This window comes from Calothrix sp. FACHB-168 (assembly GCF_963889195.1).
GTDB classification, from domain to species: Bacteria; Cyanobacteriota; Cyanobacteriia; order Cyanobacteriales; family Nostocaceae; genus Aulosira; species Aulosira anomala_A.
Genome location: NZ_CAWPNJ010000032.1, coordinates 1 through 12,032 on the forward strand (window position 1 = coordinate 1; position 12,032 = coordinate 12,032).

A 12,032-nucleotide genomic window follows, 5' to 3' on the forward strand; every position below is an offset into this window, starting at 1 on the left:
CGCTTTCTGCGATTTCAATCTTGAACGGACGGCTCATGGGCATCTAAAATTATTGGGTTTGCACTCTCCTCATTATATGCAGCTTCATATTTAATTGGTATAACATGACTACTAATAGTCTTGTCAATCTTGATTGTCTATAAAATAAACTTAAGTTATTACTCCATAATTTGATTTTTTATATTGAGCAAAAAAATGATTTTTGATAATTTGAAAATTTCTCAATATAACATTGTCAATAAACATAATTACATTTACAAATTTAAATTGCACTTAAACAATATTTATTTGTATCATCTGCCTTTCAATAACTATAATTGTTAACGCCGCTCTACTTATAGGACTCATATTTGATTTTTGAAAAAAAGTAAGTACACTTTTATTTCTTCTTCCCTGTTCCCCGTTCCCCCTTCCCTGTTCCCTCCCTACGCAAATAATTTCAGGAATCAAAGCGGATTCCTATAGCAGTTATTCTTCACTCTTCATTAAGGTTGATATTGAGTTTTTTCGTTCTAATTTTTGTTAAGATATATTTTTAAGCTCCTGGGAGAGACAAACTCATGGTTAACAGCAAATTTGATGATACATTAGCTGCCATTGAGTTAAATGCAGCGAGAAAACTAAACTGGGATTATAGTCAATTTAAAGACTATTTCGATTTTACAGTAAATGAGGCAACTATTGAGATTAGCCCCAAACATAAACTCGAAGCATCTGAAGGAGAAATTTTAAAGCAAGCTTTGTTAGACTATGGGTTTCAATACAAAAAAACTATAAATGATTTGATATTAGTTTTTGAACAAGACATCGAATTAAGATAAATCAATCACAAAAATTTCCTTAAACCCACCCTTCAGTGCTACCATCCGATTCCAGAAAAAGTAAATTCTGATTTGTTCTTCCATAAATCTAACTTTTGCTAGACTCTTTCTCTATGCGCTTGTGCAAAAATAAGCAACCATGCACTAAGGATCTTAAAAAGAGACTATGAAAACACTGTTACTCTACCCCCAGTTTCCTCAGTCTTTTTGGTCTTACGATCGCGCTATGGAAATCGCCGGACTCAAAGCCGTCATTCCACCCCTGGGAATCATTACTGTTGCAGCATTATTACCCGAAGATTGGCAAGTGAGATTTTATGACCGCAATGTCCGTCTAGAGACAGAGGCAGATTGGGAGTGGTGTGACCTAGTGATTATCTCTGCCATGCTGGTGCAAAGACCAGATTTCCACGCCCTGATTAAAAAAGCCGTCAGGTTAGGTAAAAAAGTAGCAGTAGGCGGGCCTTATCCCACATCAGTCCCACAGGAAGCCCAAGCTTCTGGAGCAGATTATCTGATCCTAGATGAAGGAGAGATGACAGTTCCGCTATTCTTAGAAGCGATCGCGCAAGGCCAAACTCAGGGAATCTTCCGCTCCCCAGAAAAGCCGGATGTGACTCAAAGCCCTATGCCTCGCTTTGATTTGCTGGAACTTGATGCCTACTTCATGATGGCAATTCAGTTTTCTCGCGGTTGTCCCTTCAATTGCGAATTTTGTGACATTATCTCTCTCTACGGTCGCAAATCGCGGACTAAAGAACCTTCTCAAAGTTTAGCAGAGTTGCAATATCTCTATGATTTAGGTTGGCGAGGATCGCTATTTATTGTCGATGACAACTTTATTGGCAATCAGCGTAATGTTAAACGCTTCTTAAGAGAATTAATTCCTTGGATGCAACAGCACAACTATCCCTTCACCTTCATGACTGAAGCATCTGTGAACTTAGCAGAAGATGATGAACTGCTAGAACTGATGGTAGAAGCAGGATTCTATGCTGTCTTTCTCGGTATTGAAACTCCCGATCAAGATAGCCTCGTCGTGACGCGCAAAGTGCAAAATACACGCAACCCCTTAGTAGAAGCCTGTCACAAAATCAATGAAGCAGGTTTGCTGATCTATGCTGGGTTTATTCTGGGGTTTGACGGAGAACGCACTGGTGCAGGAGAAAGAATACAAGCCTTTGTGGAAGAAACCAATATTCCTCAACCTATGTTGGGAATCCTCCAAGCTCCGCCCAACACAGCCCTGTGGAATCGCCTCCAACAGGAACAGCGTTTAATTGAGAGTGATAGCATTCATCCGACGGGTGATCAGAATACCCTGATGAATTTTATTCCCACCCGCCCCATTGCCGAAATTGCTAGAGAGTATGTAGAAGGCTTCTGGACGTTATACGAACCTGTAAACTATCTGCGCAGAGCTTTTCAACAGTGCCTTAATATTGTGCCCTCTAGAAGGGGAACACAAACAATGCAGATTCCTGTAGGTAGAAAGTTGCGGCTTTTTGCCCAGTTAATCTGGCATCAAGGCTTACGACGACCAGAAATTAGAGGGCAATTTTGGGGACAACTATGGACACTGCTGTGGACAAAACCCCAAGTTCTGAATATGTATTTGGCGCTATGCGCTGCGGGCGAGCATTTTTGGGAATATCGAGTTTTAGCCAGGGAACGCATTACGCAACAGCTAGGCTATGACCCATTAGAAGTTTCTGTACTACCTCAGGTGGAACGAACCCTAGTTAAGAATATGTAGGTACTTACAAAAAATAAATTACCCAAATTCCGTAGTGCGAGCAGAGTTCGACTGAGCGCTCACGCCGAAGTCTTGCACGATGAGTGAAAACCAGCGAGCGTCTCGCTCGCACTACAAATTGATTGGGTATTTAAAAAATTGGATGCCCCGTAATTCCCGCTCAATGGTCAGAAATGTTCAGCTTGGTAATCAAAGCTGCTAGCGAACAATGACTGAAAAATCTTTCTACAGTGGTAGTATAGACATTCACAAGCTGAACTTGACCATGAAATTAGTTTGCGCCCAAAGTGACCTCAGTACAAACCTTTCCCTTGTTAGCCGTGCTGTCCCTTCACGACCGACACATCCAGTACTTGCTAATGTGCTGCTACAAGCAGATGCACAAACTAACCAAGTAAGTCTTACCGCCTTCGATCTCAGCTTGGGTATCCGTACCAGCTTTAACGCTGAGGTGTGGCAAGGAGGTGCGATCGCTCTTCCTGCTAAATTACTCGTAGATATTACCTCTCGTCTCCCAGAAGGCGAAATCACCCTCGATGATGAATCAGCAACCGAAACCAACACAGGCGAGGGTTTAATCGTTACTCTCACACCAAAAAGCGGACATTATCAAGTCCGGGCAATGGGTGCAGAAGAGTTTCCTGAATTACCTGTCATTGAAAATTCCGAAGTCATTCACATAACAGCCGCAGCTTTAATTGAAGGCTTACGCGGTTCCTTATTTGCTACCAGTGGCGATGAAACTAAGCAGGTACTCACAGGCGTACATTTAACAGTTAAACAAGATACCCTCGAATTTGCCGCTACCGATGGGCATCGTTTAGCAGTAGTAGAAACTACAAACGAGCGTCCAATGGAAAATAGTAACCAACTAGAAGTAACAGTACCAGCCAGAGCGCTACGAGAACTCCAAAGAATGTTAGCTCATAGTTCTGCTGATGATGAACCTGTAGCTTTATATTTAGATCAAGGTCAAGTAGTATTTGCTTGGAAAAATCAACGCTTAACTAGCCGCACTTTAGAAGGTCAATATCCCGCCTATCGTCAATTAATACCCCGTCAATTTGAGCGTCAAGTTACTATTGATAGAAAACAATTTGTCAGCACTTTAGAACGAATTGCAGTTCTAGCAGATCAGAAAAATAATATTGTCAAAATCAGCATCAATGGTGCTAACCAAGAGATTACATTATCTTGTGAATCTCAAGATATAGGTAGCGGTAGAGAATCAATGCCAGCCCAAATTTCTGGGGAAGATATAGATATTGCTTTTAATATCAAATATCTCATGGAAGGCTTAAAAGAATTACCATCTTCAGAAATTCAAATGCATCTTAATCAAAGCCTAACTCCAGTGATTTTTACACCTTTAGGCGCTTTAAAAATGACTTATTTAGCTATGCCAGTACAACTGAGAAGTTAAATATAGGGCATGGGGCATGGGGCATTGAAAGAATTTTAGATTTTGGATTTTGGATTTTGGATTGAAATCCAATGACAAATGACAATTGTACAGACGCGATGAATCGCGTCTCTGACTAACGACTATTTTGTTGAATAGGAATTTCAATCCAGAATTCTGTGCCTAAACCTGGTTCAGAATCAGCTTTAAAAATACCGCCATGTTTTTCGACAACAATTTTGTAACTAATTGATAACCCTAAGCCAGTACCTTTACCTACTGGCTTAGTGGTAAAAAATGGGTCACAAATTCTGGTTTTTAAAGCTTCAGGAATACCAGCCCCGTTATCAGCAATGCGAATTACTACACTCTTCATATTACCCTTCATTTTGCCAATAGAAGTGTAAATTGTAATTTGACTTTGATGATTTTCTGGATGAGATTCTCGATATTCTTCTAATGCATCAATCGCATTACTCAAGACATTCATAAATACTTGATTTAACTGTCCAGCGTAGCATTCTACTAAGGGAAGTTCATCGTAATTCTTAACTATATTAATCGCTGGGCTTTCTGGCTTGGCTTTGAGGCGGTGTTGCAAAATCAACAGTGTATTATCAATACCTTCGTGAATATTTACCGCTTTCATTTCTGCTTCATCTAGACGGGAGAAATTTCTTAAACCTAAGACAATTTGACGAATGCGGTCGATTCCCACTTTCATAGAAGTGAGAGTTTTGGGTAAATCTTCGTTGATAAATTCTAAATCAATTTCTTCTCTTAGTTGCCAAATTTTCTGACTGGGATGAGGTAATTCTTGCTCATATAAATCTAGCATCTTCAGTAAATCATCAGCATATTCGCTGACATGAACTAAATTGCCGTAAATAAAGTTTACAGGGTTATTAATTTCATGGGCAATACCTGCCACTAGTTGTCCTAATGAGGACATTTTCTCGGTTTGAATGAGTTGGGTTTGGGTTGCTTGCAAATCGTATAAAGCTTGAGTTAGCTGTTGTGTTTGCTGCTGAGTTTGCAAAAATAAGTTAACTTGCTGGAGTGCTACCCCTAACTGATTAGCAATCTGGGCGAGAAACTGAATTTCTGAGGTTTCCCAGTGGCGCGGTGCGGAGTTTTGATAAGCTGCTAGCAAACCCCAGAGTTTTTGACCGATAAAAATTGGCGCGATCGCGTATGCTTTAATTTGAAATTGCTCTAATAACTCAATATGACAATGAGAATGACCAGCGCGATAGATATCATGGACTGCAAAGGTTTCATTTTGACGATAGCGTCCACCTTGGGTTTCTTGTAAATAACTATCCTGCCAAATTGTCTTACTTTCTGGGCTGACTAACTTTATCCAACCCTCACCAACAAACTCAGCAATAAACTCACCACTCCAATCTGCATGAAATTGATACACAGCTACCCTATCTGCTTGGAGGGCTTTACATATTTCTTGGGTTGTAGTCTGAAAAATTGCCTCTAAGTCTAAAGATTCGCGAATTTTTGCCACAACTTCAAATAATACTCGTTGTTGCTTTGCTGCCTGTTTTAAATCTAAAGCTTGCTCCTGGGTACGCCTGAGTAATTCTGCTTGCTGGAGTGCTACCCCAAGTTGAGCCGCAATTTGACTGAGAAAGTTAACTTCTGTATCTTGCCATTGACGGGGGCCAGAATGTTGATAACTACACAGCAAACCCCATAATTGTTGTCCTACAAAGATGGGCGCTAAAACAAAAGCGTAAATTTGGTACTCTTCTAAATTCTCAAGATGACACTGAGTAAAGCCCATGTGGTAAATATCATTGACTGCAAATGTTTCGTTGTAGCGGTAACGTCCTCCCTGAGTATCTTGTAAATAAGTGTCATTCCAAACTGTATTCACTTTCAATTTTGACTCATTTGACCAATGAGGACTAGCTACTTCAAAATCACCGACAAATTCCCCGCCCCAATCACCATCAAAGCGATAAATACAAACGCGATCGGCTTTAATTAACTGACAAACTTCTTTAGTAGTTATTTGAAAAATATTTTTAATATCTAGGGATTCGCGAATTTTGGCAATGACTCCAAACACAGCCTGTTGTTGTTCGGCTGTTTTTTGAACTTCAATGGTGCGTTTTCTAACTTGTTTTTCTAAATTGCTGTTAAATACTTGTACTTGTTGGTAAAGTTCATATTGCTGAATTGCTGAAGCAAAATGTTTACCAATTTCTCTGGACATTTCTATTTCTTCATCTGTCCATTTTTGAATTTGTGCTGTTTTAGTTTCGCGCCATAATTCAAAGGATTGACGCGGATATAGTTGTCTGCTATCGGTATCAAATCGACCTGCCCACAAAGTTTCTGTATCGATTTCATTGCGAAAAACACTTAAATAGCCGACTAATTCTTGGCGATAATTTAAGGGAATTATTAATATGCTGCGAATCTTAGTGCCGTCACAAGCAACTTGCAGAGTTCGCATCTTTGGTGCTTGGTAAATATCGGAAATTGCCCAGACATCATATTCAGCAGATTGATAATGTTCTTGCCAGATATTAAACTGCTCAATCAGGGGATAAATGGTTGGTTCTGTGATTTTTGGTTGTTCTCCACAAATGAAGAGCCGAATACAATCACTTCCCGGAATTAAACATTCTGTGAAGGGTTTAAATGTACTATTTTGGAAGTTAAAAGCATTATTTCTCATACAAAGCCTACCACCAGAACCACCCAAAGCGGCTACGGTGGCTTCTAAGGCAGGTTGTAGTACAATTGTTGGCAATGAATGTAATAAAGCTGCAATCCGGCTAATATTAGCTTCCCGTTCGGCTTTTTTCTGGGCTTGAATCAGCAGGTGACTTTGAGCGATCGCTACTGATAATTGCTCTACTACCATCTGTACTATGTCAATTTCATCTGCGGAAATCTCATGGCTGTCTGCATGATGGGATACCAAAAGCCCCCAGAGTTCTGCGTGACAAATAATAGGCGCTACTAAAGAAGACTTCACTCCCATAGCCGTTAGGTATTGCACGTGGCAGGCATCGACCGGGCGATAATGAATATCATCTGCTAGCTGTTCTGCGGTTTGTGAGTGATGCAGATGACTGTAGCCAATCTGCTGTTTTTCCACATCAACTAGAGAACGTACCTGTGAATTCTTGAATAGTTCTCGCGCATGAGGTGGAATGTCATCAGCCGGAAAATTTAGCCCTAACAGCGATGGTAATCTATCGTTATAAATTGATTCAGCAATGACCTGACCGCTACCATCAGTATGAAATTTATAAATCATCACCCGATCAGTTTTGAGGAGCGATCGCACTTCCTTTGTCGTTGTTGTCAGAATTTCTTCTAAATCCAACGTTTCCCGGATACTATTTGTAATGCGTCGTAATAGTCCTTCTTGCTCCAGGTTTAACTGCAAGTCTAGTTTGGCGATCGGGGTCATTGCTCGTAAATTATATAAGTTATTTTTTAATCAGAAAAAATAAAAGATTATATCTAAAAATATTATTAAATTATTTCCTATACCTGTCTTCAGTAAAACTACGGTATACGCACCTATAGACATTAGGTAAATCACCCCTAAAAAATCATCATTGATAATATAAAAAATTTATTTTCAGCAACAGGATGCAACAATTAATCGCTGTTATGATTGCATTAAATAAATGTGTCTAAATCGTCCGGATGGAAAATCTATATATAGTTTGCTAATACTCGCTTTAACTAGCTTTGATTAATTAATGTCAATTAATAACTGCTACTACTAAAGCCCCTTGAGCCTTGATAAACAACAGAAAATGACTATTGCACAAGTGTAATTATATACAAATTTATTACTGACAAAAACAGACGCGATCGCGATCGCGTCTGGACAAAAAACAAAGTTTAATTCTGATGCTCTTGAAAGTAGAATTAAACTCTTACATTTTAAGCAAACCGAATTTTTAGATAGTCTTCATCCATTTTTGCACCAGCAGGTTGGAGCGCCGCTAGAGCTTGTGGTAATACTAAATTACGCCGATGATTGCCAATAGTAATGTTTAATTCATCTCCTATTTTACTCAAATTGACTTGACTTTTGGGAATCCCCGGTAAATACAGTTCTAAACTGTATTGGTTATTCTCTTGAACAACTCTAATAGTTGTTTCTTTGTAATAAACTTGCGTGGGATCTTCGTCTTTGTAAAGTGTCTCTTTCAGTCGTTCTAAGGCGGCTAAACCACACATTTCCTCCGAAAATAGAGGAACTTCCTTCACCGGGAGCGGATGAAAATCATCATGAATTTCCTGACGATACTGTTGCTGATTTTCCTTCCAGCGTTGGAAAAATGGATCTTTGACTTCCTCTGGGATAATGCGATTAGCGATCACTAAATCTGTGGCAACATTATATAAACTCAAGTAAGCATGAGCGCGTAGAGATTCTTTAATCACCATCTTTTCTGGATTGGCGACTAGGCGAACTGAAGTTTGGGTATTATCAGTCAGTACTTTTTCCAAAGCTTCTATTTGTTCATAGAACTCATAAGGCGCATCCATCACTTCTTTATCTGGGAGGGAAAAACCAGCAATTGGGCGAAATAGCGGTTCTACCAAAGGACGCAGCGCTACCGAAATATTCTGAAATGGTTTATAGAAACGGCGCATGTACCAACCGCCAACTTCCGGTAAACTCAGCAATCGCAAAGCAGTACCAGTAGGTGCTGAATCAATAATCAAGACATCATACTCGCCTTCATCATAATGGCGTTTCATTCTCACCAAACCGAAAATTTCATCCATGCCTGGTAGAATAGCTAATTCTTCCGCCTGTACTCCTTCTAAACCTCTAGCTTGAAGAACTTGGGTAATGTAACGCTTCACAGAACCCCAGTTTCCTTCTAGTTCTTGGAGTGCATCTAGTTCCGCACCCCATAAATTAGGGCGAATTTGTTTTGGTGCGTGTCCTAATTCCAAATCAAAACTATCGGCTAAGGAATGGGCGGGATCTGTACTTAACACCAATGTGCGATAACCTAACTCTGCACAACGGAGTCCAGTAGCAGCGGCTACAGAAGTTTTTCCCACGCCGCCCTTGCCTGTCATCAAAATTACCCGCATGAATGATTTTACCCTGCCTGAGAATTGTTTACATTTATTTACGCTATCTCTATTATCGATGTTTCAAGATCATAAATGCTAGGGCAGTGCATGTCAGAGGCAGGGGGAAGCAGAGCAGGGAGTAAGGGGGAAATAGAAAATATTACCTATTTCCGCCTTTATACTGAAATTGGCTCGTTGATTATTTGGAAGTATCTGAACGATTTTTTCCCGAAAAACCATGTTGTTTGATCACATCTAGTTGCGAACAGTGCCAATAATCAATGTGAGAACTAATTAAACCTTCAGCATTGAGACGTAATTCACTCCAGCCAGCAATAGAAATTCTCGGTTTCCAAGGTAGGGGGCTATTCCAACTGAGCGTCCACTCGGTTTTAATCATGTCTCCCAATAATTGAATGTCATGTAAATCCATCTGGGGATTGAGAAAAAAAGTCTTGATGAAATTAATCATCAGCTTGTACAGAGTTACACCACGAAATTTAAATACAGCATCTTGAAAATAAACATCTGCTGCATAAATACTATAAGTTTGATTTACAGGAAATCTTTGATAGTCTTCTTTGAGAATTTGAATTATATCCATAGCACCCATACCACTAGAAATATTTGCGATCGCACAATTACGGTGTTTAAATATTTTACGCTGAGATTTCATCCCATAGGCGTTCTAGTTGATACCGCCATATAGATAGCACTTGGTCTCGTGCTTCTTGGGTTTGCTCAATTTCTCCCAGTAATCCCTCTGTATAAAAACGTTCTAGATTTTGCATTGTGAATTGGAGAGATTGTCCTTGTTTTTTGGCTGCTTGGACAATTTGTCTGATGCGATTTTCAATCAAGCGATTAAAGACATCATTTAAACCAGCTTCATGTAAAGCTATCAAGTGAGCGATCGCTCTTGACAAATCCTCACTAGCTAAAGTGGCGTTGTTGTGCTGAAATACTCCCCACATTGCACCTTGATATAAGGCGTAGCGTACTTCCTGCGTCTCATCAAAGTTTGCTTCGAGGAACTGTTCTAAGAATGGTTGAGCTGCTTCTATGGGCACAATCGGGATTAACACTCGCAACCAAGCGCGATCCTCAGCCAGCAATACCAACAGCCGAAAATTAGCCGTCTCTACTTGCCACGATCCAGGCGCGATCGCTGCGACAGCTGCTGTACCGAACAATTTTGTTAGCGTCCCCGCAATTTCTTCAGGTGTCATAGGTTTTTTTAAGCCATCACCTCTAGAGTACAGCTTTCGGGGATCGCAACTGCTCTACCTTGAGGCGATCGCATCACTCAACCGTCAACCGCGCCGCACTGAGCTTGCCGAAGTGTCAACCGTCAACAATACCGATGCCCAACTTTTTTTAATATTTCTTTTTTTAATATCTCTTAATATTTATTCACTTGAATTTTACCAGCATAATCAAAACGACTTCTGATTAAATCGGTAATTTTATTTTCTAGGCTAGAACTGAGGAGATTATTTTCCACTAAACTGACATATATATTTAAGTCACAATTAGATTGCATCACATTCAGCAGTTCAATTTGGCGAATTTCTGGATCTTTTCCCCTAAGTTTTTGCTCTAGCAACATCTGATATACATCCTTAGCCAAAGCGTTTTCCTCTGGTACAGTTTTTCCCTGACGTATTTGACATTTTGGATGGGATAAAGTCGCATTTTGGGGGCTAATATTGTCAGTTTTTGGTGATTGAATCCCGATGTAGCCCAAAACCCCAACTAATAAAAACACTATCAACCCGACAATCTTTTTAAAACTTAGCCGTTTTTTACTTTGATTTTCGTTTTGTAAGTTCTGTTTAATTTCTGCTAAACGCTGTAAAATTTCCTCTGTATTTCTCGGTCTATCTTCTGGAGAATAAGCCATCAAACTATCAATCAAAGTAGCTAAATCATTTGATAATTTGGGTACGCTGTGACGCCACAGCAGTTTTCTATCTGCTCCTTCGGCTAAATCATTTGGAGCTTTACCTGTTAACAAATGCACAAAAGTACGCCCCATAGCATAAAAATCAGATTGAGGTACAGGCTTACCTTTTTCTTGCTCTGGTGCAACGTAACCCTTTGTACCAATTCTGCTCAGATTTTTTCCCCTTAAAACAGCTTCGGTAATAGAGCGAATAGCATCAATACCAATTAACACCAACTCTTCATTCTGGATTCTGACCATGATATTTGCAGGTTTGATATCACGGTGAAAGAAATTTTTTTGATGAAGATTACCTACAATGACAGTCAGTTGTTCTAACCAATTAATTACTTGCTGTTCTGTCAGCGCGAGATAATTGTCACTTTCGATTAATTCTTGTAAATCTAATCCAGCAATTTTCTCCATAGCTAAACAATAAGCGATCATTTGATTCGGAAAATTCATCGGAAAGTATCCCCCCGGATCTAACTGAGGTAGTCCGGGAAACCAGTGTTTTGCTAATACATAGGCTCCTCGATTAAACCGGGAAATTGCTTCTTCGTTATCTGTATACAACGCTTTGATAACTTTAGGCTTTCCCCCATCGAGCATATCAATGGCATCATAAACCATAGACTCTTTAATTTGCCTTTGATTTAATAAGCCAATCACCCGATAACGGCCATTTAATAGCAAATCAGCACCACAATCTTGACAATAAAGCTCATTAAAATTTTTGGGCTTATGTAGGCAGGTTAAATTAATACATAAGCAAATACTTCCTGGTGAATTAGATGATTTGAATGAGTCAAAAATTGCCATTATTTTAGATTTATTGGGGGATTAAAGACGATGAAAAAAGGTAGATAGATTTTTCTTTCTATTTAGGGCAAATAAAATATTTTTGCGCCTAAATATGTCAACAATATGGGATAATTTTTGCTCTCCCCTAACAGCCAATATTTATCTAAAAATGAAAAATTATCCGGGTTAAAAAAGATAGAGCAAGCTCAAGATATTGAC

At 39.5% G+C, this 12,032-nt stretch carries 8 protein-coding genes; 3 read left to right on the forward strand and 5 right to left on the reverse strand.

The features are described from left to right. Positions 1-560 precede the first annotated feature (560 nt). The 3 genes from AACW45_RS19925 to dnaN all read left to right on the forward strand — a co-directional run bounded on the left by AACW45_RS19925 (position 561) and on the right by dnaN (position 4,000). Positions 561-821 (forward strand): hypothetical protein, encoded by a 261-nt coding sequence (locus AACW45_RS19925; protein ID WP_190634148.1) that lies wholly within the window; start codon positions 561-563, stop codon positions 819-821. 166 nt (positions 822-987) lie between these two features. Then, on the forward strand, positions 988-2,577 hold the full coding sequence (locus AACW45_RS19930; protein ID WP_190634150.1) for a B12-binding domain-containing radical SAM protein: 1,590 nt from the start codon (positions 988-990) through the stop codon (positions 2,575-2,577). 265 nt (positions 2,578-2,842) lie between these two features. Next, complete coding sequence (dnaN, locus tag AACW45_RS19935; RefSeq protein WP_190634261.1) at positions 2,843-4,000, forward strand: DNA polymerase III subunit beta; 1,158 nt, start codon at positions 2,843-2,845, stop codon at positions 3,998-4,000. Positions 4,001-4,115: 115 nt separating this feature from the next. Here the strand turns inward: dnaN and AACW45_RS19940 are convergent, their stop codons facing one another. The 5 genes from AACW45_RS19940 to AACW45_RS19960 all read right to left on the reverse strand — a co-directional run bounded on the left by AACW45_RS19940 (position 4,116) and on the right by AACW45_RS19960 (position 11,831). Continuing rightward, a complete protein-coding gene (locus AACW45_RS19940) occupies positions 4,116-7,424 on the reverse strand; it encodes a GAF domain-containing protein (RefSeq protein WP_190634152.1) in 3,309 nt (1,102 codons plus the stop codon). Positions 7,425-7,909: 485 nt separating this feature from the next. Beyond that, positions 7,910-9,082, reverse strand: a complete 1,173-nt coding sequence (locus AACW45_RS19945) for a TRC40/GET3/ArsA family transport-energizing ATPase (RefSeq protein ID WP_096647274.1) — start codon at positions 9,080-9,082, stop codon at positions 7,910-7,912. A 181-nt stretch (positions 9,083-9,263) separates the two neighbouring features. Then, positions 9,264-9,668, reverse strand: coding sequence for a DUF2358 domain-containing protein (locus AACW45_RS19950; protein ID WP_190634262.1), 405 nt, complete (start codon positions 9,666-9,668; stop codon positions 9,264-9,266). Between the two features lie 55 nt (positions 9,669-9,723). Further along, positions 9,724-10,293: a hypothetical protein gene (locus tag AACW45_RS19955; protein ID WP_190634154.1), complete on the reverse strand. Its 570-nt coding sequence runs from the start codon at positions 10,291-10,293 to the stop codon at positions 9,724-9,726. A gap of 173 nt (positions 10,294-10,466) precedes the next feature. Next, on the reverse strand, positions 10,467-11,831 hold the full coding sequence (locus tag AACW45_RS19960; protein WP_190634156.1) for a serine/threonine-protein kinase: 1,365 nt from the start codon (positions 11,829-11,831) through the stop codon (positions 10,467-10,469). Positions 11,832-12,032 lie beyond the last annotated feature (201 nt).

What these genes read in the sequence shown, in the direction of transcription:
- AACW45_RS19925 (WP_190634148.1), top strand. Translation starts at nt 561, where the DNA reads ATGGTTAACAGCAAATTTGATGATACATTAGCTGCCATTGAGTTAAAT.
- AACW45_RS19930 (WP_190634150.1), top strand. Translation starts at nt 988, where the DNA reads ATGAAAACACTGTTACTCTACCCCCAGTTTCCTCAGTCTTTTTGGTCT.
- dnaN (WP_190634261.1), top strand. Translation starts at nt 2,843, where the DNA reads ATGAAATTAGTTTGCGCCCAAAGTGACCTCAGTACAAACCTTTCCCTT.
- AACW45_RS19940 (WP_190634152.1), bottom strand. Translation starts at nt 7,424, where the DNA reads ATGACCCCGATCGCCAAACTAGACTTGCAGTTAAACCTGGAGCAAGAA.
- AACW45_RS19945 (WP_096647274.1), bottom strand. Translation starts at nt 9,082, where the DNA reads ATGCGGGTAATTTTGATGACAGGCAAGGGCGGCGTGGGAAAAACTTCT.
- AACW45_RS19950 (WP_190634262.1), bottom strand. Translation starts at nt 9,668, where the DNA reads ATGGATATAATTCAAATTCTCAAAGAAGACTATCAAAGATTTCCTGTA.
- AACW45_RS19955 (WP_190634154.1), bottom strand. Translation starts at nt 10,293, where the DNA reads ATGACACCTGAAGAAATTGCGGGGACGCTAACAAAATTGTTCGGTACA.
- AACW45_RS19960 (WP_190634156.1), bottom strand. Translation starts at nt 11,831, where the DNA reads ATGGCAATTTTTGACTCATTCAAATCATCTAATTCACCAGGAAGTATT.